The 24,748-nt window shown below is 49.4% G+C and carries 21 protein-coding genes and 3 tRNA genes; 4 read left to right on the top strand and 20 right to left on the bottom strand.

What is annotated here, in order from left to right; all coding sequences use genetic code 11:
• Positions 1 to 18 precede the first annotated feature (18 nt).
• The 6 genes from EL309_RS02845 to glyQ all read right to left on the bottom strand — a co-directional run bounded on the left by EL309_RS02845 (position 19) and on the right by glyQ (position 6,397).
• The gene (locus tag EL309_RS02845) at positions 19 to 939 is read right to left on the bottom strand and encodes a glycosyltransferase family 8 protein (RefSeq protein WP_004282871.1); all 921 of its coding nucleotides are present in this window, start codon (positions 937 to 939) and stop codon (positions 19 to 21) included.
• 12 nt (positions 940 to 951) lie between these two features.
• Positions 952 to 1,968 (bottom strand): glycosyltransferase family 2 protein, encoded by a 1,017-nt coding sequence (locus EL309_RS02850; protein ID WP_004282870.1) that lies wholly within the window; start codon positions 1,966 to 1,968, stop codon positions 952 to 954.
• Between the two features lie 31 nt (positions 1,969 to 1,999).
• A complete protein-coding gene (locus tag EL309_RS02855) occupies positions 2,000 to 2,833 on the bottom strand; it encodes a glycosyltransferase family 25 protein (protein ID WP_232014429.1) in 834 nt (277 codons plus the stop codon).
• Between the two features lie 95 nt (positions 2,834 to 2,928).
• Positions 2,929 to 4,989: a glycine--tRNA ligase subunit beta gene (glyS, locus tag EL309_RS02860; protein WP_004282868.1), complete on the bottom strand. Its 2,061-nt coding sequence runs from the start codon at positions 4,987 to 4,989 to the stop codon at positions 2,929 to 2,931.
• A gap of 45 nt (positions 4,990 to 5,034) precedes the next feature.
• Positions 5,035 to 5,475, bottom strand: a complete 441-nt coding sequence (locus EL309_RS02865; protein WP_004282867.1) for a restriction endonuclease — start codon at positions 5,473 to 5,475, stop codon at positions 5,035 to 5,037.
• Between the two features lie 16 nt (positions 5,476 to 5,491).
• A complete protein-coding gene (gene glyQ, locus EL309_RS02870; RefSeq protein ID WP_004282866.1) occupies positions 5,492 to 6,397 on the bottom strand; it encodes a glycine--tRNA ligase subunit alpha in 906 nt (301 codons plus the stop codon).
• A 158-nt stretch (positions 6,398 to 6,555) separates the two neighbouring features.
• Here glyQ and EL309_RS02875 point away from each other — a divergent pair, with 158 nt between their 5' ends.
• The gene (locus EL309_RS02875) at positions 6,556 to 7,137 is read left to right on the top strand and encodes an OmpA family protein (protein WP_004282865.1); all 582 of its coding nucleotides are present in this window, start codon (positions 6,556 to 6,558) and stop codon (positions 7,135 to 7,137) included.
• A gap of 277 nt (positions 7,138 to 7,414) precedes the next feature.
• Here the strand turns inward: EL309_RS02875 and EL309_RS02880 are convergent.
• The 4 genes from EL309_RS02880 to EL309_RS02895 all read right to left on the bottom strand — a co-directional run bounded on the left by EL309_RS02880 (position 7,415) and on the right by EL309_RS02895 (position 8,994).
• Positions 7,415 to 7,491 (bottom strand) — tRNA-Asp (locus EL309_RS02880).
• 12 nt (positions 7,492 to 7,503) lie between these two features.
• A tRNA-Val gene (locus tag EL309_RS02885) sits at positions 7,504 to 7,579 on the bottom strand.
• A gap of 148 nt (positions 7,580 to 7,727) precedes the next feature.
• Entirely contained in the window at positions 7,728 to 8,330 is a 603-nt protein-coding gene (ribA, locus tag EL309_RS02890) for a GTP cyclohydrolase II (RefSeq protein WP_004282856.1), read from the bottom strand.
• Positions 8,323 to 8,994 (bottom strand): hypothetical protein, encoded by a 672-nt coding sequence (locus EL309_RS02895; protein ID WP_036494212.1) that lies wholly within the window; start codon positions 8,992 to 8,994, stop codon positions 8,323 to 8,325. Before EL309_RS02895 ends, ribA begins: the two co-directional genes overlap by 8 nt.
• 167 nt (positions 8,995 to 9,161) lie before the next feature.
• On the opposite strand from EL309_RS02895, the gene EL309_RS02900 reads away from it, so the two are divergent.
• Positions 9,162 to 9,246, top strand: a tRNA-Leu gene (locus EL309_RS02900).
• A 474-nt stretch (positions 9,247 to 9,720) separates the two neighbouring features.
• Here EL309_RS02900 and fabG read toward each other — a convergent pair.
• Positions 9,721 to 10,482, bottom strand: coding sequence for a 3-oxoacyl-ACP reductase FabG (gene fabG / locus EL309_RS02905; protein WP_004282859.1), 762 nt, complete (start codon positions 10,480 to 10,482; stop codon positions 9,721 to 9,723).
• Between the two features lie 173 nt (positions 10,483 to 10,655).
• Entirely contained in the window at positions 10,656 to 11,690 is a 1,035-nt protein-coding gene (locus tag EL309_RS02910) for a hypothetical protein (protein WP_004282860.1), read from the bottom strand.
• A 278-nt stretch (positions 11,691 to 11,968) separates the two neighbouring features.
• Between EL309_RS02910 and EL309_RS02915 the strand changes: the two genes are divergently transcribed.
• Both EL309_RS02915 and EL309_RS02920 read left to right on the top strand, forming a co-directional pair.
• Complete coding sequence (locus EL309_RS02915) at positions 11,969 to 12,175, top strand: hypothetical protein (protein WP_004282861.1); 207 nt, start codon at positions 11,969 to 11,971, stop codon at positions 12,173 to 12,175.
• A complete protein-coding gene (locus EL309_RS02920; RefSeq protein ID WP_004282862.1) occupies positions 12,172 to 12,543 on the top strand; it encodes a VanZ family protein in 372 nt (123 codons plus the stop codon). The genes EL309_RS02915 and EL309_RS02920 overlap by 4 nt, the downstream gene beginning before the upstream one ends.
• A 319-nt stretch (positions 12,544 to 12,862) precedes the next feature.
• On the opposite strand, the gene EL309_RS02925 is transcribed toward EL309_RS02920, so the two are convergent.
• The 8 genes from EL309_RS02925 to EL309_RS02960 all read right to left on the bottom strand — a co-directional run bounded on the left by EL309_RS02925 (position 12,863) and on the right by EL309_RS02960 (position 24,726).
• The gene (locus tag EL309_RS02925; protein WP_004282855.1) at positions 12,863 to 13,510 is read right to left on the bottom strand and encodes a TetR/AcrR family transcriptional regulator; all 648 of its coding nucleotides are present in this window, start codon (positions 13,508 to 13,510) and stop codon (positions 12,863 to 12,865) included.
• Positions 13,511 to 13,592: 82 nt separating this feature from the next.
• Complete coding sequence (gene murB / locus EL309_RS02930) at positions 13,593 to 14,633, bottom strand: UDP-N-acetylmuramate dehydrogenase (RefSeq protein WP_036494525.1); 1,041 nt, start codon at positions 14,631 to 14,633, stop codon at positions 13,593 to 13,595.
• Positions 14,633 to 16,012 (bottom strand): MATE family efflux transporter, encoded by a 1,380-nt coding sequence (locus EL309_RS02935; protein WP_004282853.1) that lies wholly within the window; start codon positions 16,010 to 16,012, stop codon positions 14,633 to 14,635. Before EL309_RS02935 ends, murB begins: the two co-directional genes overlap by 1 nt.
• 230 nt (positions 16,013 to 16,242) lie before the next feature.
• Complete coding sequence (locus EL309_RS02940; protein ID WP_231987900.1) at positions 16,243 to 17,964, bottom strand: calcium-binding protein; 1,722 nt, start codon at positions 17,962 to 17,964, stop codon at positions 16,243 to 16,245.
• A 262-nt stretch (positions 17,965 to 18,226) separates the two neighbouring features.
• Positions 18,227 to 20,395, bottom strand: a complete 2,169-nt coding sequence (locus EL309_RS02945; RefSeq protein ID WP_004282850.1) for a malate synthase G — start codon at positions 20,393 to 20,395, stop codon at positions 18,227 to 18,229.
• 322 nt (positions 20,396 to 20,717) lie between these two features.
• Positions 20,718 to 21,944 carry a glycolate oxidase subunit GlcF gene (glcF, locus tag EL309_RS02950; protein ID WP_004282849.1) on the bottom strand — a complete coding sequence of 409 codons (1,227 nt, stop codon included), beginning with the start codon at positions 21,942 to 21,944 and terminating at the stop codon, positions 20,718 to 20,720.
• Between the two features lie 122 nt (positions 21,945 to 22,066).
• Positions 22,067 to 23,152, bottom strand: a complete 1,086-nt coding sequence (gene glcE, locus EL309_RS02955; RefSeq protein ID WP_004282848.1) for a glycolate oxidase subunit GlcE — start codon at positions 23,150 to 23,152, stop codon at positions 22,067 to 22,069.
• 65 nt (positions 23,153 to 23,217) lie between these two features.
• Entirely contained in the window at positions 23,218 to 24,726 is a 1,509-nt protein-coding gene (locus EL309_RS02960) for an FAD-linked oxidase C-terminal domain-containing protein (protein WP_004282847.1), read from the bottom strand.
• Positions 24,727 to 24,748: the final 22 nt, after the last annotated feature.

A 24,748-nucleotide genomic window follows, 5' to 3' on the forward strand; every position in this document is an offset into this window, starting at 1 on the left:
ATAGATAACAAGAAAATATTAATAAATAGAATAAAAATACTTATCTTTGATGGAATGGAAAATCTTTTCCCATCTGTTTTTCATACCGACACGGCAAACCGACTTCGTCCAACCGTGCGGAACATGTTCCAGCTTCCGGAAAATGTCTGCAAACAAATAGGCATTCGTATGTACGCAGTCTGCATGCCATGCTTTTTCTTTACCGCAATAATGGGTAATCACAACAGGCACGGTCGCTTTTTCCAAAGGATGCAATTCAAAACCGCTTTGCTTTTTAGCCCGTTTCATCCTGCTTCTCTCGAAAGGCATGAAATTAAAACGACAATCCAAAAACTTAACTTTATCTTTAAAAATCCCGTTCAAAATATCTTGATCTTGATATTGGATTACATCTCGATACCCGCCCAGCCACGCCAAGGTTTTGGCAAATACATCATAGTCACGCCATTTGCCCAAATCCATTAACAGCACTCCGGCATTGAAATAATAATCCTGCTCCTGCAAGCCTATTTTATTTTTATAGCCCGGCAATTCGAATTCGACATAAGGATCAAAACACGCTCCGACATATCTGCCCTCTAAATCCGTTTCCCACAACGGCTGCAGGCTGCCGGTTACCAAAATATCCACGTCCAGATAAAGTGCCCGATCTATATCCTGTAAATATTCGGCCACTTTCAGCCTTGCATAACTCGCAATCGAAATATAATCAATGGTTTGAGGCATTTGAATAAAGTCATTTTTATCTACCTGAACAAAGCTGACCGAACAACCGCGGCTGCCTACCAATTGGGAAACCGCTTCCCGGCTTTCTGCGGAAATCCCCAAATCCAATATATAAAAATCAATTTCGGCATTTTGATTGTGCATCAAAATACTGAATATGGTAACGCCCAAATAGGAGGCATAATTGTCGTCGCTTGCAAATACGATATTCATGTCTGCACCTGCTTAAATAATCTTTTTATATTTCCACGGCCGTAAAAATTTTTTACAAATCTTACTGAATTGCTTGCTGCTTAAAAACGGATGTTTCCTTATCCCAAAATCAAATAAGTCAACCAGCCTGTATCGGGGCAACGACATATATATTACATATAGGATGTTTTGAAACAGCTTGTCTTTTTCTTCTGAAAAACCTGCCATGCGGTTTATTTCCAATTCCAAATGTTTTACATCATGATAGGCAGGTACGGCAGGTAGAACGCAACGGACATTTTCCGACACTAAAAAATTGGCGATACACTCTTTCCTGATTTTGCTGGCAGTTTCAAACTGCTTATCAAAAAACTGCGACGATGTTTGGGTTGAATGCAACCGGTAATAAGCCAAAGGGCTGTGATAGTTGTGAAGTTTGCCTACCTTACTGATATCAACCCAAAGCTTGAAATCTTCCGCGCACTGATAGTTTTCGTTATATCTAATCGCAAATTCGGAAAAAACTGTCCTTCTGATCAAAGCCGAAGTATGCGACATCACATTGCCGGAAGAAATCATCGCTTTGATAATATCTTCATGCAAAATCGGCATATCATTCCAACCCAACCAACCGTTTCTCTTAAATACTTCGGCCAATTTTCCATCTTGAGCCATACAGATCAAAGGGCTGCTGACCGCTAAAATATCAGGTGAAGCCTCCATGATTCCCAATAATGTTTCAATCCATTCCGGCATCGTAATATCGTCTGAATCGGTACGGGCGACATATTCTCCGTTTACATGCGCCAAACCGATATTGGCAGACTTAATGATGCCCAGATTGGTAGGATTATGAATCACTTTCAACCTGCGGTCTTTTTGTGCCAAGCCGTCTAATAATTTGCCTGTTTGGTCTGTTGAGCCGTCATCAACAACAATAATCTCCAATTCGGGATAAGTCTGGTTCAAAACAGCCGTAACCGATTCTTCGATATAAGCCTCAACATTGTATGCCGTGATCAACACGGAAACTAACGGCATCCGCTTCATGGTATCGATACCTTTTCCATTAAATAAATGCTTACTTGAATAAGACTGTTTTACTGTTTCGACTTATCCGGTAGTGATTTAATCTACGCTTAAATCTCTGAAATTCTTTAACAATCTTGATAAAAATATTTTTGCGCTTTTTAACGGTACCCTCGCTTGCCAAACTTGCCTCGAATTCTTTATGCCTTACGGCTCTGTCTGCTTCCAAACCGCTGTTTAAAATGCTGTTTTCCTGATGATATTGCAATTCTTGGACACATAAACCGGGATCTGTTTGGTAAACATTTACCGACTCCTGCTTCATCAATTCGGAAAACAGAATTTCATCTATGGCATTTAACTGTTCCGCCGGCAACAAAGGCAGCCATTCCAATAAATATCGGGCTGTGTTGTGAGGCAATATATATCCGGCCGTTCCATATGTGTTGGACTTCAATATGGGAAAGCACCTACCTTGAAACGCCTGAATGTTTGTTTTCTTCAGCTGCACCGAATGCAGGAAAGTTTCCAACCGAACAACAGCAAGCTGCCTGGCGAATCTCGAATCCAGCCACTCGCTGCCGTTTAGAAAACCACCGGCATTTTCCCCCAATAAAATATCGTCTTCACATATGCAGATATAATCCAAATCGGTTTCGGCACATTTTTTCCACAGCAAAAAATGGCTCATAAAACAGGCTTTTTCGCCTCCCGTCAAATTCGCCGAAGCAAGATTAGGGAGATATTGCTTAATGCAGTTATCCAAATACTCTCCCGGAGTTACCGCATCATAAAATTCAAACGAAATATCATGTTTTGCAAATTCTTTTCGAATGTGCGCCCTTCTCATGTCCGCATTGCCGAGACTTACTACATAAACATTCAAGATTTTCCTACCCTTCCAACCAATCCGACACATTGTTTTACAAATGTGTATAAGGCCGTCTGAAAAATTCAGACGGCCTTATACAAGGTGCAAACTTACTCACCCAGCTTGGCAATGTCCGCCACAGCATTCATCAAATCCGCCAGTTGTTTCAACAGATTCAGGCGGTTTTGTTTTACGGCGGCATCGTCGGCCATGACCATCACATTGTCGAAGAAGGCATCTACTTGCGGCTTCACCGAAGCCAAGGCGGATAAGGCCGTCTGAAAATCTTGGGTGGCTAAGGCGGCTTCGATTTTCGGTTGCAGGGCTTGTGCGGCGGTGAACAGGGCTTTCTCTTCGTCTTGCTGCAACAGGCTTTCGTTTACCGCGCCCAATTCGGCATCGGCCTTTTTGAGCAGGTTTTGCACGCGCTTGTTGGCGGCGGCAAGGGCGGCGGCTTCGGGCAGTTGTTTGAACGCGGCCACGGCTTGCAGTTTGGCGGAAAGATCGTTCAGGCGGCTGGGCTGTTTGGCCAATACGGCGGCGACGATGTCTTGCGGATGGTCGTTTTGCAGCAGCACAGCCAAACGCGCCTGCATGAATTCGGCGACTTCGGCAACGGTGTTGTCGGCGAGTTTGCCTTGCGGGAAGCTGTTGTAGGCCGTCTGAAGCAGGTCGTTGATGTCCAAATCGTGCTGCATCAACATGCGCAAGATGCCCAGTGCGGAACGGCGCAGGGCGTAGGGGTCTTTGTCGCCGGTGGGAATCAGGCCGATGCCCCAAATGCCGACGAGGGTCTCCAGTTTGTCGGCCAGCGCCACGGCGGTGGCGGTTGTGCTTTGCGGCAAGTCGTCGCCGGCGAAACGGGGTTGGTAATGCGCCTCGATGGCTTGGGCGATTTCTTCGCTTTCGCCGTCCAAGCGGGCGTAGTATTTGCCCATGGTACCTTGCAGTTCGGGGAATTCGCCGACCATTTCGGTAACGAGGTCGGCTTTGGCCAAGCGGGCGGCGCGTTCGGTAACGGCAACGTCGGCGCCCAATGCTTTGGCGATGTGGCCGCTGATGCTCATCAGGCGGCTGATGCGCTCGGCTTGGTTGCCCAGTTTGTTGTGGTACACCACGTTTTCCAGTTTGGGCAAGCGGCTTTCGAGCGTGGCTTTTTGGTCTTGCTTATAGAAGAATTCGGCATCGGCAAGGCGGGCGCGCAATACGCGTTCGTTGCCGTGGATGATGTGGCTCGGGTCTTCGGCCTGCAGGTTGGAAACGAGCAGGAAGCGGTTCATCAGCTTGCCGTTTTGATCGAGCAGCGGGAAGTATTTTTGGTTTTGCTGCATGGTAAGAATCAGGCATTCCTGCGGCACGGCGAGGAAGTGTTCTTCAAACTGCGCTTCCAATACCACCGGCCATTCCACCAGTGCGGTTACTTCGTCGAGCAGGGCTTCGTCGGCGGCAACGGTGGCATTCAGACGGCCTGCTTGTTCGTTTAAGGCCGTCTGAATGGCGGCTTTGCGTTCGGCAAACGAAGGAATCACTTTTCCTTCATGGCGCATTTTTTCGGCATAGCTGTCGGCATTTGGGAATACGATGTCGCCGCTGCTCAAGAAACGGTGGCCGAGGGTGTGGCTGCGGCTGTTCAAACCCAATACCGAAGCCGGTACGGTGTCTGCGCTGTGCATGACCACCAAACCGTGTACCGGACGCACAAAGGTATGTGTGCTGCTGCCCCAGCGCATCACTTTGGGAATCGGCAGCTTTTTCACGGCTTGCGCCAAAATGTCGCTGATCAAGGCCGCTAAAGGCTGGCCTTGTTGGGTGAATTCGTAGGCATACACATCTTGTTTGCCGTCGTTGTCGATTTTCAGGCCGGCAATATCGGTACCGCAAGAGCGGGCGAAGCCTTCCAACGCTTTGGTGGGCATGCCGTCTTTCATACCCGCGGCAACGCTCGGGCCTTTTTTCACCACCAAGCGGTCGGCTTGTGCAGCTTTAACGTTTTTCACTTGCACGGCCAAGCGGCGGGGCGAGGCGTAGGCGGTATATTCGGCTGTGCCTTCGATTAATTGTTCTTTTTCCAAGCCTTCGACGATAGAAGCGGCAAGGCTGTTGCCCAAGTTGTTGAGGGCTTTGGGGGGAAGCTCTTCGGTGAGGAGTTCGATTAACAGGGTTTGGGTCATTTGGGATGCTTTCAAGTTTAATTTTTTGCTTTAGGCCGTCTGAAATTATTTCAGTTTGTTTAAATGAAATATGAACACATTTCGTTTGGGGCCATTGTTAGTGCTATGTTCTTGTTTGACTGAATAAGGTTTTAGCTCGTCAATTTGAAACTCACCAATATAACGAACATAGCCTGTTTTTTCAGTGTGCTGAAAAACATATAAAGCACGATTATCACTTTTGTGTTGAAAGATGGCTTTATTGCCACGTTTCATTTCTTGGTCGCCAGTTTGACCTTCGCCTGAATAATGAAATACTTGGCCATTTTTATCCCAGCTATCATAGTAACCGTGCTCTTCACCATGTTCAGGATTAGTGAAAATAAAAACGCTATTAGACTTTAAAGATGGAGAAATGCCACTTTGACGGCTTCCACCAAATTTATCATGTAATTCTGAACGTTTAATAATGTCATTTGGTTTCAAATCAAAAGGTACTTTATTCATAGTCTTAAAGCCTGTTTTAAACAGTTTTATCCTTAATCAACGGAAAACCCAATTTCTCGCGGCTCTCCACAAACTTCTGCGCCACAATCCGGCTTAAAGCGCGGATGCGGCCGATGTAGGTGGCGCGTTCGGTTACGGAAATGGCGCCGCGGGCATCGAGCAGGTTAAAGGTGTGGCCGGCTTTGAGTACCATTTCGTAGGCGGGCAGTGCCAGAGAGGTGTCTTCCACTTCGAGCAAACGCTTGGCTTCGGCTTCGAAGTTGTTGAAGTTTTGCAGCAGGAGTTCGACGTTGGCGTATTCAAAATTGTAGGTGGATTGTTCCACTTCGTTTTGGTGGTAAACGTCGCCGTAAGTGATGGTTTGGCCGTCGGGAGTTTTGGACCAAACCAAGTCATATACGTTTTCCACGCCTTGCAGATACATGGCGAGGCGTTCGATGCCGTAGGTGATTTCGCCTAAAACGGGTGTGCAGTCGATGCCGCCGACTTGTTGGAAATAGGTAAATTGGGTCACTTCCATGCCGTTGAGCCATACTTCCCAGCCCAAACCCCAAGCGCCGAGGGTGGGGTTTTCCCAGTCGTCTTCGACAAAGCGGATATCGTGTACTTGCGGGTCGATGCCCAGTTCGCGCAGTGAATCAAGGTATTGTTCTTGAATGTCGGCCGGGGCGGGTTTTAAGGCTACCTGAAATTGGTAATAGTGTTGCAGGCGGTTGGGGTTGTCGCCGTAGCGGCCGTCTTTGGGGCGGCGGCTGGGTTGTACGTAAGCGGCATACCACGGCTCGGGGCCTAATGCGCGCAGGCAGGTGGCGGGGTGGCTGGTGCCGGCGCCGACTTCCATATCGAAGGGTTGTAAAACGGTGCAGCCGCGTTCGGCCCAGAAATTTTGCAGTTTAAAAATAATTTGCTGAAAAGTTAACATAACTGGCTTGGATATACGGATAAAATCGATATTTTACTGTTTTAACAGACGTTTGAATACCGTTTCTTAACCCTAAGACAACACAAATATGCATCGGTATAGTACAATGTCGTTGAATTTTGTTTTTATTTTACTTTTTATCACAGAGGAAATATCAGATGTCTGACAATAACGACCACAAAGAACAACGCATCGGATTATGGTTAACAGGCGGCGTTGCCGCATTATCTGTTTTGTCTATCCTGTTTTACTCCATCTGGGGATGGGAAAACGGTAAAATCGAAGGTTCGCCCAATTACCAAGTTGCAGCAGCCTCCGAAGTTATTGCCGACAATGAAGCAGTAACCGCTGCCGACACAACGGCATCGGAAACCGTTGTCGTAGCCGACGGCATCACTACAGAAACCGAAGACGCAGCTAAAGTGATTGTCGAAAACGGTGTGGTTAAATTCTACTTCGCATCAAGCAAAGCGGATTTGGCTGAAAATGCCAACGACGCCCTGAAAGATGTTCTGAGCGGCGTTCAAGAAGGCAAAAAAGCCGTTATTTCAGGTTTCCACGACAAAACAGGAAACCAAGCTTTTAACGAAGAATTATCCAAACAACGCGCTTTTGCCGTACGTGACGCATTAATCGCCTTGGGTGTACCTGAAGCGCAAATCGAATTGCGCAAGCCTGAAAATACAGAAGGCGATGGCGACAAAGCCGAAGCACGTCGTGTAGAAGTTGTTTTAGAATAAGCGTATTCAATACAGACAAAAAATAAAAAACGGTATAAGCTCATCACTTATACCGTTTTTTCTTGGTTTTTATTTTTGACTGCCATTATCTTCATGATTTTTTCAGACGGCCTCCATAACTTTTAAAGCCTTCTCCATCATCATATCTAAATACATAATGCAAAATAAAAAATGCGGTATATCTACCGTATAAATATAACTGACCAGTTCTTATTAAGAGGCCAAGTATCAAAAATAAAAAAGCACCGATTTTATTCGGTGCTTTTCAGAAAATATTTGGCGGAGTGGACGGGGCTCGAACCCGCGACCCCCGGCGTGACAGGCCGGTATTCTAACCAACTGAACTACCACTCCGCACAAGAAACTTGGTGGGTGATGACGGAGTCGAACCGCCGACATTCTGCTTGTAAGGCAGACGCTCTACCAACTGAGCTAATCACCCTTTAATTCGTTCTCTGCATTGCAGCGAGAACGTTATTAAACCAAATTTGCTTCACTCTTGCAAGCATTCTATTTAAAAAATAATAGAATAAATTATAATTATTTGTAATTTAATAGAATTAAATTTACACAATCTCTCATCTTAAAGATTACAAAGTATACTTATGACCAAGCTTCTCAGCTTTCACGTTTAAATAATGGCTGTTTTCCGGATTAAGCCCTACCACAATAGGCAGGCGTTCGACAACATTAATTCCGGCCGCAACCAACACTCCGACTTTCTGCGGATTATTCGTCAGCAATTTAATATCCTTAACGCCCAAATGGTCCAAAATATCTTTAGCCAATCTAAAATCCCGGGCATCCACAGGCAAACCCAACGCAACATTAGCTTCAACAGTATCCATGCCCTGATCTTGCAATCGATATGCCTTAATTTTATTAATCAGCCCGATACCCCGTCCTTCTTGACGCAAATAAATTATCACACCCCTTCCCTCTTGCCGGACAGCCATCATTGCAGCTTGAAGTTGCGGACCACAATCACACTTCTGGGAAAACAACGCATCACCTGTTAAACATTCCGAATGCACCCTAACCAAAACCGGCTCGCCGTTGGATATGTCACCCATACTCAGCGCCACATGCTCTTGACCGGTTCCCGCATCCTCAAATCCATGCAGCGTAAACTCTCCCAATTCGGTAGGCAGTCTGCACTCGGCAACAAATTTCAGTCTTTGGGTATCAGTCATTTTCTTTCTCCACAGCCTCGTAACCCAACAAAGCACACAAAGGCTCAGCCAAAGCTAAAGCCAAACCCGCCCATTCCGTTTGCTTTTCCTCAGTAAAAGCGCCGGTCTCGTCCTCCTCGACATACACGACACCCAATACCGCCCCACGCTCATGACAAATCGGCAAAGCCATCTGGCTTCTGCTTCGGGTATGATGTCCGCCAACCAGCTCTCCCAATTCCAACCAATACGCGACATCATCAACCAAGTTCAGCCACCCTGTTTGCGCCGTTCGTACCGGTAAAAAACAATTTCCGTTTTGCTCCCCTAAAAGCAGCCTCTGCTCAAGCACATCATTCTGCTGGCTCAAACGAATCAACTGCCTGTCTGAATTTTCAGACGGCATCAAAGCATAAACAACCGCACTCTTAGGCATTCCGACACGACTGCATACCGAATCGAGCGCCATAAATATTTGCCTCAACAGAGCTTCATTTTCATCCGTCTGCTCTAAATATTCCGACAACACAACATCATCGTTCTCATACCATAAAATATTACGGTCAATAGACGCCGTTCCCATATTCATTACAGCTTGAGCTGCCAACAACGACATCCGCACATTGTCCGCAGGCAAACGCAATCCCTGCGTCTGCAGATAATCTTCGATCAACGAGACCGACATAATTTTTCCCACCTTTCCAGCTTGACTTTATTTATTTGTATCAAAATCAAAAAATTTTTCATTTTAGGAATTTGGGGGCAACACACCTTATTTACAAGCCAACCTGCTATATAATCTTTGACACGACGGATTAATAACAGGTATAATCCACGCCTTAATCCTGACAAGCGGAAGTGGCGAAATTGGTAGACGCACTGGATTTAGGTTCCAGCGCCGCAAGGTGTGAGAGTTCGAGCCTCTCCTTCCGCACCAAAAGTTATATAAAAATCAATAATTTAACCTTGAAACAGGACAATTTGGGAGCCATACCCAAGCAAAAAACAAACAAACCGCCTGAACTTGTAATGGTTGATTACAGGTTCAGGCGGTTTTTACATTGATATAACCCGCGTCTTTCAGCTTGCCTATGTCTTGCAAACTGTAGGAAAGTCGTCATCCAGCTATCCGCTTTACCGCCGATATGCAATTTGATAAAAACTTTTCCATATTGCTCAGCTATCCAACTATGCCGTCTGAAAAATATAGGCATAAAATATTGCCGGTTAACCATTCACAACGGTTTTTTATCCCATTTCAATATCGCCTGTATATCGGCTGATCAAGTAACAAAAAAACCGGGGATTTTTGCTTATCACCCCGGTTTTAAGGCCGTTTGAATAATCTTAAGAAAACCCAATCAGACCAAGGCTGCTTTTCAGACGGCCTCACTCAGCTGCTTCAAGCCTATTACAACAAAGCCTCGGGCGACTCCGGCAGAATCTGCCCGCCGTCCACAATCAGTGTTTGGCCGGTAATATAAGCAGCTTCACGGCTGGCTAAAAAACAGGCTGCGTAGCCGATGTCTTGCGGTTTACCGAGAGTGTGTGTCGGAATGGCCGCACGCATTTGCGCCAGATAAGTTTCGCCCTGCGCTTCCAAACCTTCGGTCAAAATATTGCCCGGCATCACGGCATTAACGGTAATGCCGAAGCGTGCATATTCAAGCGCTGCACTGCGCATAAAGCCGAGCTGTCCGGCTTTGCTGGCGCCGTAATGGCTCCACCCTGGAAAACCGGTTACCGGGCCGGTAATCGACGAGGTAATCACAATCCGCCCGTAATTCTGCGGCTGCATCACGTTTAAGGCCGCCTGAACGATAAAAAACGTGCCTTTCAGGTTGATGCTGTGGGTGTTGTCCCAATCGGCTTCGCTCATTTCGGCTAAGTTTTTTTGCGGGAAAATGCCGGTGTTCGAACACAAAATATCGATTTTGCCGTGTTGCTTCACCACTTGCTCGACCGCTTCCCGGCAACTTTGTTGAGAACGCACATCCAAATATTGATAATGCCCGCCCAATGCCGCCGCCGTTTTCTCTCCGTTTTCACGGTCGATATCGGCGATAACGACATTGGCTCCGGCTTTTTTCAGCACTTCGGCAATGCCTTTGCCGATGCCTTTGGCGCTGCCGGTTACTAAAGCGGTTTGGCCGTTGAGGGAAAATAGATTCATGGCTTCTCCTTTAGGTTGTGGGTTTATTGGCTATCTGCTTTTTAAAGCGGACCATATCTTCTGCTTATATTTTACGCGCTTCCTGACAGGGCTTAAACCCGTCCGATTCAATTTATCTGTATGTTTTGTAAAACTTTAAGGCCGTCTGAAATTTTCAGACGGCCTCATGCACGTTACGGTTTATTGGTATTGCTTTTCTCTGCAACCGCGCCAATCACACCTTTCCAACCGCCTTTATTGTTTTCAAAAGTGGCATGCCCGGTCAATACGCTGCCGTTTTCACCGTAAAAACCGCCGGTAAAGTTTCCATTATATTTTGGGGTATTGTTCTCTTTATCATGGAAAAACAGATAACCCGAAACTGCGCCCGTATCTTCTACGCCGACTAATTCATGCTTACGCGACCATCTGTCTTTACGCAAATCCCATTTACCGCCCGCACGGTCATGAATATCCATACTCACTCGTTTGGTATCCGCGTAATAAATAGCCGAAACATCTGCTTCTAAAAGATTCGGTTGCTCTGCATATTCGTATAACATTTTACCTTTATATGCAATCTGCCCTACGCCGACAGGCTGCTTCTGCAAGCCGTCTACAACATCATGTATATACAAACCGCGTAAGTCGGTACGTTTTTCTTCCCGAAGCAAGTCTTCTTTTTGCTCGGATACCCGAACATAACCGTAATAACCTACCAAATTACCTGCCTGATCACGCAGTGTTTCCACTTTTTCATTGACCAAATAATAAGGCTCCAACACCTGCAAATTAATTTTTTTATCCTGACCACTCAAAGCCAGGTTAATCAAACCGCCACCGAATACACCATTACTAACATCATGAAACGACAATTGTTTTAACGCTTGTTCATCAGTAAATTTCGGCAGCGTAGGTGCCTCCGGCGCGGCAACTTTCGGTTTTTCCAATGCAGGCTTACTGGATTCAAGTTCTGCCATAGGCACAACCAACTTCGGCGCTTGTGCTTGGTTATCTTTCTTTTCCTCTGCCTTCGGCACGTTTACCGATGCTTCGGATGACGGCGAAACCGTCGCTTTTCCATTGTCTGCTTTCGCCCCGTCGTTAACGTGCGGCTCATGTTTCGACGGCAGTGCCTCCGGAGCTTTGCCTCCGCCGCTTCCGCAAGCGGACAAGCCTAAAATACTTAATAGGGTAAGTGTACTGTTTAATAACATTTTTTTATTCATTATTATTCCCGAATATGAAAATTGACTTAGTTAAAAAATTCTTTTCTTTCATCGTAATTAAAATTTTATTCCATATAAAATAAATAAGTTAAAATTTCAATGCAGAAATCAAGATAAAACACCATTTTTCAGCAATACTACCAACAATTACAGTTTCCCCCGCCCATCCTTTATCCCAACCGTAAAACCTGCCTGCCCAAGCAAACGAAAATGCTTTATAGGAAATACAAAGACCATTACACTAACGGCTGTTTTCTTTCTGCAAGCAGGAATTGGCCATGTCTGAATTATTGGAATTTTTTCAAACGGAAAACGCCGGCGATGTTGCCGAAACGCTGGATTTCTGGCTGTACGAATGCAGCATTGACGAAGCGCCCGATGCGGACGAAGTAGCGGTTTGGTGTGAAATTTTGGAAAAACGGGGCGGTAAGTTCGTGAAATTGGCCGATATGTGCCGCCAATGGCTGAAAGAGGAAACGGCATGATGCTCCCGCGCAACCGGTTTATGCTGATGGCCGTATTGTGGTTTGCCGCCGGCATTTACTTTTTGATTTTCCGCGAATCCGATTCGTCCAATCCGCCGCCCTTTCTGCATTTCGACAAATTCGCCCATTTTGCCCTGTTTTTCGCGCAATTCTGGCTTTTGGCCAAAGCGTTTTTTTCAGACGGCCTCACCATTCCCTACGGCAAATTGATGATTACCGCATTATGCTATGCCGTTGCCAGCGAGACGGCTCAAGCCTGGCTGACGGCCACGCGCGAAGGCAGTCTGTTGGACGGCGCGGCCGATCTGGCCGGAGCGGCAACGGCTTTGTGGACAGCGGCAAAAGTGGTAGCGGCAAAATCAACTTAATCAACAACATGCCCGGATTAAGGCCGTCTGAAATTTTCAGACGGCCTTAATTTTTCAGACGGCCTTAATTTTTCAGACGGCCTTAATTTTTCAGACGGCCTTAATTTTTCAGACGGCCTTTTTTTTCAGACGGCCTTTTTTTTCAGACGGCCTTTTTTTTTCAGACGGCCTTTTTTTTCAGACGGCCTTTTTTTCAGACGGCCTTTTTTTCAGACGGCCTTTTTTTCAGACGGCCTGTGCTTTCAAATACTCCGGTATCAAGTAAAGAAAAACGCGTTTAAGCCGGTAACTTAAACGCGTTTTTCTGTATTTCGACAATTTATTGTTCTGCCGTCAAGCCTTTGATGATGTTGTCAAATTCGGCAATATGTCTGTCCCGCAAATAAGGGCGCAGCAGGCTTAGGGTTCGGATAATGCCGCGTGTTTTGGAGTCTTCGCTTAGTTTCGCTCTGCCGCGCAGCGAGCCGTCGAAGTCAAACCAGTATTTGGTCACAATCCACATATTCATTGCCAAATCGGTCATGGCAACTTCGTCTGCGTCGATAACTTTCAATTCGTCCAGTTGTTTCAACAGCGTAACCAGCAACGGGGAAACTTTGGCATGGGTAAAGTTGTTGTGTTCGCCAAGCAGCTCGGCACTGCGCGCCAGCAGGGTGTTGACGTCGCTGAACAGAAAGCGGTAGCGCCACATGACATCGTATATGCCGGACATATAATCTACCGCTTCCGCTACGGTTTCAGGCAGGTTGGCTTTCTGCAGATAGCCGAGCAGGTCTTCGCTGTAGCGTTTGAACAGCTGGATGATGATTTCGTCTTTGTTTCTGAAATGGTAATACAGGTTGCCGGGGCTGATACCGAGGTGCGCCGCGATGTGGTTGGTGCTGATATTGCGCTCCCCTTCCTCGTTAAACAGCATTAATGAGGCATCGACGATGCGTGTATATGTGTTGATTTTTTCTTTTCCCACAATCTGTTTCCTTGTGTGTTCGTTGTTCTAATGTTGAATGGCGGCCTATTCGGATAGACTCCGATAAAGACGGTTTGTTAAGTCATTTTCTGTAAAGTTTTTCCGGCAGCCAGTTGGGCTCTGCAAACAGCGTTACGCCGAACTTTTCTCTGACTTCGCGGCAGATGTGTTCCGCCAACAGGCGCACGTCTTCAGCGCAGGCGTGGTTTTTGTTGACCAGCACCAAAGCCTGTTTTTCATGCACGGCGGCGCCTCCTATTTGGAAACCTTTCAGACGGCATTGGTCGATCAGCCAACCGGCGGCCAGCTTGACCGTGCCGTCTGCTTGCGGATAACGGGGCATATCGGGATATTGCCCGGCCAGTTTGTCTGCGGTTTCTTGACCGACTACGGGGTTTTTAAAAAAACTGCCTACATTGCCCAAGACTTTCGGATCGGGCAGCTTGCTCATGCGGATTGTGCAGACGGCATCGGAAACGTCTTTGGCAGTGGCTTCGCGTCCGGCACATTTTTCTTCCAATACGGCCGCCAAATCGCCATAGCGTACATTCGGGATAAACTGCTCTTTTAGGGCAAATACGACCGATGTAATCACATACCGGCCTTTGCCTTCCTGTTTAAACAGGCTTTCGCGGTAGGCAAAGCGGCAGTCGTCGTTACCCAACACCACAAACGACTGCGTATCCAAATCGAAGCAGCGCACGCTGTGGATCACGTCTTTCACTTCCACGCCGTACGCGCCGATATTCTGCACGGGCGAAGCGCCGACCGTACCGGGAATCAGGCTTAAGTTTTCCAATCCCGACAAACCGCTTTCCAGCGTTTTCAAGACAAAATCGTGCCACACTTCACCGGCTTGCGCTTCGACATAAACCAGGCCGTCCGAACGGGAAAGCTCGCGTATGCCTTTATTGCACATTCTGACTACCAATCCGTCGTAATCGCCCATCAGCAGAATATTGCTGCCGCCGCCCAACCACAACACGTCTTCACGGCTGAATTCGGGCAATGCCGCCACTTTGGGCAAGTCTTCTTCCGACTCGACCACCGCCACGCAAGACGCTTTGGCCTTCAGGCCGAAAGTATTCAAAGAAGTTAAGTCCACATCATGCATCAGCTTCATCAGCACATCCTTTTACGCGAAGCCACATCGCGGCTGCATTGTTCCAAACACCACACCAAAGCGATGGCCGCCGCCGTCAGCGACACGATCAACGCCGTCCAAAAACCGTTAATCCCCATATCCCAGCGGTAAGCCAGAAGATAGCCGGGAATCAGGCCGAAGCCCCAAAACGCCACCGCATGAATCACCATCGGAATTTTGGTGACCTTGTATCCGCGCAACGCATAAGAAGCCACGCATTGGGTTGCATCGCCCAATTGGAACACGGCGGCAAACAGCAACAAAGTTGCCGCGATTTCCAACACCACCGCATCATCGGTATACATCGAGGCCAAAGGATACCGCAGCAACACCAACATCAAAGCCGTCGCCACCGCCAAGCCCCAACACAATACCAGCGACACGCCGGAAATATACCGCGCCCGCACATATTCCCTGCCGCCGAGCGAATAGCCGATACGCACGGTCGAAGCCATGCCGACACTTTGCGGAATCATATAAATCACACTGGTCAGACTGATAACTACCTGCTGCGCGGCCACATAGTTTTCTCCCAGTCTGGCAACCAGAAACACAATACAGGAAAACAGGCTGACTTCGAGAAAAAACGACAAACCGATCGGCGCACCCAATTTCCAAAACTGCTTGAACACCGCCCAATCCGGTTTGCTGAATTTTTCCGTCAATTTAAACTGCTTGAAATAACCCTGTTTGGATACATACAGCCACAATGCCCCCGCATTGAACCAAAACACCAGCGCGCTGGCGATACCGCAACCGGCACCGCCCATTTGCGGCAAACCGAATTTACCGTATACAAACGCATAATTCAGCGGCACATTCAGCAAAAACGCCAAAAAGCTGACAATCATAATCACGCGCGGACGGTTTAAGCTGGACGCATAAGCATGCAGCGAACGGTGTATCATCGCAGCCGGCATCGCCAAGCCGGTAAACAGCATATATTGCGCCATCATGTCTTCAACATTTTCCGCCAAGCCCAACCAATGGCGGAACGGAATAATCAGCGCCCACATCAGCAGCATGCCGATAATGCCGAACATCACGCCGAACCAAATCCCCTGCCTGCCCATTTCACCGATTTCACCGGTTTTGCCCGAGCCGTGCAATTGGGAAAGAATCGGGTTTAACGCCGACATCACGCCCATAAAGGTAATGTAGATGGTCGAAAAAATACTGCTGCCCAAAGCCACGGCAGCCAAATCACCTTTCCCCGCACCGCCGGCCATCACGGTATCCACGAAACCGATACCGACTTGCGCCACCTGCGCCAACAACATGGGAAAAGCCAAAACAATTAATTTATTCATTTCCTTTTTAAAAACCGGAAACGAATAACGGTTGAGATCCAAAAGCATAAATTTACCAATAACCGACTGCCGCCAATATCAAGCCTCTCTTATGGTAAGGCCGTCTGAAAATAAGTTCCGTCAAAATAACCGCATAGTGTATCAAAAATCAGGCGTGAAACTGTACACTTTATTTTGGGTTTAACGAAATATCCTGCCTATGCAGATATCAGATAAAAAAAGGCCGTCTGAAATTTCAGACGGCCTGAATTAACCAAACAGGTTAAGGGATAAAAAGATTACAGGATGCCGTTGTTGGCTTGTGCAGCTTGGGCGATTTGGTCTTGCTGGTAACCGCCGTCCATGCCGTAGCCGGTTTCCAAAGCTGCTTTGATTTCTTTTTGGCCCCAAGTCGTACCGTTGTCGAAAACAAACTGTTCGATACGGTAGTCGCTGTCTTTGAACCAGTCTACAACTTTAACCTGATTGTCTTTGTCTGTGCTGATGATCAAGTCAGAGCCGGAACGCAGGTAGTTCAAATCGGTTATAGAAATGCCGGCACCGAATTTCAGAGTGTCGTGGCCGCCGGTGTCGCAGATAACATCCAGACCCCAGTTCGCATCGAACACGTAGGTATCGTTACCTTGGCCGCCTTCCAAGCGGTCGTTGCCGCTGCCGCCGTCCAGATAGTCGTTACCGTTTTTCGCCAGAATGAAGTCGTCGCCGCCCATACCCAGCAATACGTTGTTACCGCCGTTACCGGTAATTTCGTTGTTCAACTCGTTACCGATACCTTTCAAGTTGGCATTACCCATCAAGATCAGGTTTTCAACGTTGGCAGGCAATTCGTAGTCGATGAACGTGCGTACGGTATCGATACCGCCATTGCGGTCTTCCAACACCACGTCGCCGCGTTGTTCTACCAGGTAAACGTCATTGCCGTAGTAACCGCGCATGATGTCGTCGCCGGCACCGCCGTTCAGGTAGTCGTTGCCCATACCGCCGTTCAGGTAGTCTTTACCGGCTTGGCCGTACAGAGCGTCACCGCGGTCGTTACCGTAAAGGGTGTCGTTGCCCGCACCGCCGTAAATCACGTCGGTACCGTCTTTACCGTAAATCAGGTCTTCGCCGGCCGTACCGTAGATGGTGTCTTTTTCATCCGTACCGTGAATGGTGTTCACTTCGTCTCTGGTACCGCGGATGATGTTGCCCGGATCTTTATCTTTGCTGCCGAAGCTGTTGTTTTGATTGCTGTCGTCACCTTGGCACTCTACGCAATCGTCTTGCGGTTTTGGCTGAGGCTTAGGTTCGGGTTTCGGCTCAGGTTTCGGTTCCGGCTTAGGCTCGGGTTTTGGTTCCGGTTTCGGCTCGGGCTTAGGCTGAGGTTGCGGTTGTGGTTTTTGTCCGCCCTTGCTGCCATCATCATCACGGCCGTCATGTTTATCGTCATTGTCTTTATCGCGGCCTTTGTCTTTATCTTTGCCTTTTCCTTTGCCGCCTTTGTCATCATCGTCGCGGTCGTCGTCTTTGTCGCGGCCTTTGTCTTTATCTTTGCCTTTACCTTTTCCTTTGCCGCCTTTGTCGTCGTCATCGCGGTCATCGTCTTTGTCGCGGCCTTTGTTTTTATCTTTATCTTTGCCTTTTCCTTTGCCGCCTTTGTCGTCATCGTCGCGGTCGTCTCTGTCGTGGCCTTTATGTTTGTTTTTATCTTTGCCTTTTGAAGAGCCGCCCCATTCCGGGTATTTGTGTTTACCTTGCTCCGGAGGGCAGTATTTATTTGTCAAATCTTTAGATTTGTGACCGCCCCATGTGTAGTAACCGGAGTGAGAGGCTTTCACTACTTTAACTGAAGATACAGTGTAGCTGCCTTTAGTGTAAGCATTGGTAGAAGGCACGCAAACCGGTGTGCAGTACGCTTTGGCAGAAGAGCTGCCATAGCCTTTGGCTACTGCTGGTTGGTAACCGGTTGTCGTACCGTATCCGTAACCGTAATATCCGTAACCGTAATATCCGTAAGACATAATAATTGCTCCAATAAAGAAAATAATAAATAGTCAGAGGCAAGCCAAAATATGCAATATTCATAAATAGCCCGCATTTGCATTTTAAATATGTTCAAATCATAATTTTTTTTATTAGGCCAAACGGAAGGTATACATGACAAATGGCTGCATACTAACTATTATTAACTTTATTTAACCATTCCAAAACTTTTTCTCAATTTAAAAAAGGCCGTCTGAAAATTTCAGACGGCCTTGATTTATTTTATTCAATAAAAAACAATTAATTACCTTTAGCTACACGTCTCCAGTGGTGCAGCAGCGGTTCGGTATAGCCGTTCGGCTGTTCCGTGCCTTTAAACACCAAATCGCAGGCGGCGAGGAAGGCGGGGGAGGAGTCGAAACGGCCGACCATCGGCGTGTATGCGGCATCGCCTTCGTTTTGTTTGTCCACCACGCCGGCCATGCGTTCCAGCGTTTCGCGTACTTGCGCTTCGCTGACTACGCCGTGCAGCAGCCAGTTGGCGATGTGTTGGCTGGAAATGCGCAGGGTGGCGCGGTCTTCCATCAGGCCGACGTTGTGGATGTCGGGAACTTTCGAGCAGCCTACGCCTTGTTCTACCCAACGCACCACATAGCCGAGAATGCCTTGGCAGTTGTTGTCCAATTCTTGCTGGATGTCGGCGGCAGACCAGTTGCGTTCGGCGGCGAACGGAATGGTGAGCAGGTCGTCGGTGTAGTTTTTGGCGGGTTGTGCCAACAGGCTTTCTTGTACGTCAAACACGTTCACTTGGTGATAATGCATGGCGTGCAGGGTGGCGGCGGTGGGCGACGGCACCCAAGCGGTGGTGGCCCCTGATTTGGGGTGGCCGATTTTCTGCTTGAGCATTTCTGCCATCAGATCGGGCATCGCCCACATGCCTTTGCCGATTTGGGCTTTGCCGCGCAAGCCGCATTGCAGGCCGGTTTGGACGTTGTTCAGCTCGTAAGCGTTGATCCACTTGCTGGCTTTCATGTCGCCCTTGCGGATAAACGCGCCGCCGTGCATGGAGGTGTGCATTTCATCGCCGGTGCGGTCGAGGAAGCCGGTGTTGATGAACACGACGCGGTCTTTGGCGGCTTGGATACAGGAGGCGAGGTTGGCGGAGGTGCGGCGCTCTTCGTCCATAATACCCATTTTCAGGGTGTTGCGCGGCAGTTTGGTTAAGTCTTCAAACGCGGCAAACAGTTCGTTGGCAAACGCAACTTCTTCGGGGCCGTGCATTTTCGGTTTCACGATATAGACGGAACCGGAACGGCTGTTTTTGTTTTCGCTGCGGTTGAGGTCAAACGGGGCGATTAAGGCGGTCATCACGCCGTCGAGAATGCCTTCGGGGATTTCGTTGCCGTCTGAATCGAGCACGGCGGGCGTGGTCATCAGGTGGCCGACGTTACGGATAAACAGCAGCGAACGGCCGGGCAGTTTGAATTGGCCGCTGCCGTCGGGTTTGGTGTATTCGCGGTCGGCATTGAGTTTGCGGGTGAAGGTTTTACCGCCTTTTTCCACTTCTTCGGTGAGCGTGCCGGTCATCAGACCGAGCCAGTTGGCATATACCAATGCTTTGTCTTCGCCGTCGACGGCGGCTACGGAGTCTTCGCAGTCCATGATGGTGCTCAAGGCGGCTTCTAAGATGATGTCTTTCACGCCTGCCGGGTCTTGGCTGCCGATGGGGCTGTTTTTGTCGATTAAGATATCGAAATGTAAACCGTTGTGCAGGAACAATAAGGAAGTCGGTGCTTCGGCGCTGCCGTTATAGCCGACAAATAATTCGGGAGATGCCAGGCCGCTTTCGCTGCCGTCTTTCAATTTGGCTTTCAGACGGCCTTCGGCTACAGAATAAGCCAATACATCTTTGTGGCTGCCTTTGGCCAAAGGAATGCTGTTGTTTAAAAATTCGCGTGCAAACGCAATCACGGCATCGCCGCGTTTGGGGTTATAGCCTTTGCCGGGTGCCAAGTCGCCGCTTTGGTCAACGGCATCGGTACCGTAAAGCGCGTCATACAGGCTGCCCCAGCGGGCGTTGGCGGCGTTCAGAGCGTAGCGGGCGTTGTTGATCGGCACCACCAGTTGGGGGCCGGCCTGCTCGGAAAGCTCGCGGTCGACGTTTTGGGTAGAAATTTTGAATTCTTCAGGCACATCAACCAGATAGCCTAAGTCTTTCAAAAATGCTTTGTAGGTTTCAAAATCGGCACCGGCATTGTTTTTATGCCACTCGTCGATTTTTAATTGGATTTGGTCACGCTTCTCCAACAAGGCACGGTTGCGCGGTGCGAATTTTTGCACCAATTCGGTAAAGCCCTGCCAAAACTCATCTGCTTTGACATTCGGATGGTCGGCCAAAAGTTTTTCAACAAAATGAAACAGATGGTTGTCGACTTGCAAACCGGCTGCAGTTGTGTAGTTGTATGCCATGACAAAATTCTCCTGGAATATTTTATTCTGATGTTTACTTTGCTGGATATTGTTAACAAAGTCTGACTCAAACATACCACTATTTTCAAGAATAATCCATAGCGTTTAAAGCGATTTTCAATCAAACAGGCCGTCTGAAAATGTTTTCCGTTCAATCGGTTTCACCCGACTACACGAAATTTTTTCAGACGGCCTCATGCTTTGGACCTCATTTCCATATTCACATTACATGGCGAATAAATCTTAAATTTCAGCCGATTAAACTTCAAAAAGGCCGTCTGAAATTTTTATCATCCAACCGGAAACCGGCTTACCCGATTGCTTATTCCCCTGCCGACACCAATCCGTCCAAATATTCGATCCAATGCCGCACCGGTATGCCGCCGTTTTCCGCCAATTGGGTAATGCAGCCGATATTGGCCGTCAAAATCATGTCGGGTTGCAAGGCTGCCAGGTTTTGCCGTTTGGCTTGACCCAAATGCGCCGACAATTCGGGCTGGAAAAACGCATACGTTCCGGCAGAGCCGCAACACAAATGGGCATCGGCCGGCAGCATTAAGTTAATGCCCAACTCTGCAAACAGGCTTTCTACGCTGCCTTTGAGTTTTTGGCCGTGTTGCAGCGAGCAAGGCGGATGGTAGGCAAGCGTTTGAAATTCAAACGGCCTCAGCTTAATGTTTTCAACTTCTGCGCGTATGACTTCCACAATGTCTTTTGCCGACGCCGAAACCGCCGCCGCTTTTGCCGCATATTGCGGATCGTTTCTTAAATGATAGCCGTATTCCTTTACCGTGCTGCCGCAGCCGGAAGCGTTGATTAGCACCGCCTCCGCACCCTGCTCCAACAAAGGCAGCCACGCGTCGATATTGCGGCGCATATTGTCCAAAGCATCGTGTTCGGCATTCAAATGCAGGTTGACCGCACCGCAACAGCCTCCGCCTTCGGGAAAAACGGCACGGATACCGAGCTTGTCCAACACGCGCACGGTCGCCGCATCGATATTGGGCGACAAACTAGGCTGTACGCAGCCCGCCGGCATAATGACCTGACGCCCGTGCCGCTTGGCAGGAATGCAACCGGCCTTCTGCTTGGGCATGATTTTCTGCCGCCACGAAACCGGCAAAACAGGACGGACGGCCTGACCCAAACGGTAAGCCGGTTTGAACACCGACGGCGTATTGATCAAACGGCGCAAGGCCCAACGCTTTGCCGCTTCAAGCGGTTTGCGCCCGATTTGCCGCTCCACTTCCAATCTGCCGATTTCCACCAATTTGCCGTATTCGACTTTGGCCGGGCAAGTGGTTTCGCATGCACGGCAAGTTAGGCAGCGGTCGAGGTGTTTCTGTATCGATTCGGTGGCCGGCGCACCTTCCAAAACCTGTTTGATTTGATAAATGCGGCCGCGCGGGCTGTCGAGTTCGTCGCCCGTAAGCTGGTAAGTCGGACAAGTGGCGGTACACATACCGCAATGCACACAGCGGCGCAGGATTTCGTCTGCCACCGCTCCGGCAGGCGTGTTGTTGATAAAATCGGCTAATTTGGTTTGCATAATGGTTTGTGTTTTATCGGGGCCGTCTGAAAAAAGCGCACATTTTTCAGACGGCCTTTTATTATCTCGGTTTATCTTAAATATTTATTTCAACAGATGAATCGTCTGCACGGCCTGTTGCCTCAGGCCGTCTGAAAATAACGGCGGTTCGGGTTAAATATCCCTTGCGGATCGAAAGTCTGCTTCAACCGCTGCTGTACGGCGGCAACGGCCGGCGATACCGGCGTAAACACCGTTTCACCGTCTCCCAGCCCTCCGCGAAACAGCGTGGCATGACCGCCTGCATTCAACGCAGCAGTCCGGACGACTTTGGCCGGTTCATCGGTCTGATACCAGCGCAAACCGCCGCCCCACTCCATACAATACGAACCGTCCAACGCCAGTTCGGGCGCGGTGTCCGGTACGGAAACACGCCACAAGCGTTTGCCTTCGGCAGGACGGAACACCGGCAGCCATTGTTCGCGCACCGCCGTCCATACACCCGAAGCCGACGGTTCGGACAATACCACTCCGCCCAACTGCGCCACAGCGGCACGCACACCCGCCGCCGAACCGCCAAGCCGCACAAACAGCGCACCGTTCGCCCAAAAACTGCCCGTCAACGGCAGCGGCTTGCCCATCCAACCGTTTAACATACGGCGCGCTTCCGCCGCACTACATTCAAACTGCAACGTGGCTTCCGCCGCCGCTTGCGGACGCAGTGATACGGAAATTTCCGTCATCAAGCCCAATGTCCCCAAAGAACCGGCCATCAGTTTGTGCACGTCGAAACCGGCCACGTTTTTCACCACTCGGCCGCCGAAATTCAGCAAACGCCCCTGCCCGTCCAGCAGCTGCACACCGATAACGAAATCTTTTACCGCACCGGCATGCGCGCGCCGCGGCCCTGCCAAACCGGCGGCAACCGCACCGCCCAAAGTCGCACCTTCGCCGAAATGCGGCGGCTCGAACGGCAACATCTGCCTGCGCTCAGCCAACGCCGCTTCGATTTCCGCCAACGGCGTACCCGCTTTGGCAGTCAGCACCAACTCGTCGGCATCGTAGGCAACGATACCGGCATATCCGCGCGTATCCAGCACATCGGCCTGTTCCGCGCCAAACGGCTCGCCGTAAAAATCTTTCGTACCGCCGCCGCGAACCGACAACGGCAAACCGTACGCAGCGGCATGATGAATCTGCTCCTGAAAACGCAATAAACCAGCTTCCATATTCTTTCCATTACAAGGGCACTTTTTCAGACGGCCTCCATACCCGCAAAGGCCGTCTGAAAATATTAAAACCTTTCCAAATGCGGAAAACGCTCCGCCACGCTGCCGCCGCGCACCTGCCGGTATTCGGCGCAGCGCACTTTGGTCGGCAACACTTTATCCCGATTCAGCAGTTTCGGCGGATCAAATGCGGCTTTCACGCCCCAGAAAATTTCGCGTTCGGCTTCGGAAAACTGAGTACACATGCCGTTGATTTTTTCCAAGCCGACCCCGTGTTCGCCCGTAATCGTGCCGCCCAAGCGGACACATTCTTCCAAAATATCCGCCCCGAACGCTTCGGCCGCCGGCCATTCGCCTTTTTGGTTGTCAAACAGAATCAGCGGATGCATATTGCCGTCGCCCGCATGAAATACGTTGATGCACTGCAAACCGTATTTCTGCGACAAACCGGCGGTAAATGCCAACATCGCGCTGATTTTACGGCGCGGAATCGTGCCGTCCATACAGTAAGAATCGGGAGCCAGCCGCGCCGTTGCCGGAAACACCGCTTTGCGCCCGGCCCAAATCGCCGTCCGCTCGATTTCGTTGCGCGACACTTTCATATCGATTGCACCGCTGCGGCGGAAAATCGCCTGCATTTCCGCCACTTCGGCTTCCACTTCTTCCGCCATGCCGTCTGATTCGCACAGCAGCACTGCTTCGGCTTTGCGGTCGAAACCGGCATTCAGATAATCGTCCACCGCACGCGTAGCCGCACCGTCCATCATTTCCAAGCCTGCCGGAATAATCCCGGCGGCAATCACGTCTGCCACCGCATGGCCGGCCTTGCCCATATCGTCGAAGCTGACCTGAATCACTTTGGCCGTTTCCGGCAGGGGCACAAGCTTCAGCACCACTTCGGTAACCACCGCAAACATGCCTTCGCTGCCGATAAACAGCGGCAGCAATTCCAAACCCGGCGCGTCATACGCCTCTCCGCCCAATTCCAATATACTGCCGTCAATCGTTACCGCCCGGATTTTCAACACATTATGCGTAGTTAGTCCGTATTTCAAACAATGCAGGCCGCCTGAATTTTGCGCCACGTTGCCGCCGATACTGCAAGCCAGCTGGCTCGAAGGATCAGGCGCGTAAAACAAACCGTGCGGCGCGGCGGCTTCGGAAACTGCCAAATTGCGCACCCCCGGCTGAACCGTCGCCGTACGCGCCTGTTTGTCGATATTCAAAATCCGATTGAAACGGCTCATCGCCAGTACGATACCGTCCGGCGTGGGCATGGCGCTGCCGGTCAAACCTGTACCCGCACCGCGCGCCACCACCGGCACACCCAAACGCATACAGGTTTTCAATACCGTTTGCACCTGCGCTTCCGTTTCCGGCAATACCACTGCCAGCGGCAACCGGGTAAACGCCGCCAACGCATCGCATTCATAAGGCGTAATTTCCGACAATTCGGTTAAAACGCGCATCTCCGCCCATTCGCGCCGCAGCTTTTCCTGCAACCCGACACGTTGCCGCATACCCAATCCGCCTGTTTGTTCGCTTATCGACATAACACCATATTCTTTAATCATGTTGACTGAATCCGGGCAGGAT

Origin of the sequence: Neisseria weaveri (genome assembly GCF_900638685.1) — a bacterium.
GTDB classification, from domain to species: domain Bacteria; phylum Pseudomonadota; class Gammaproteobacteria; order Burkholderiales; family Neisseriaceae; genus Neisseria; species Neisseria weaveri.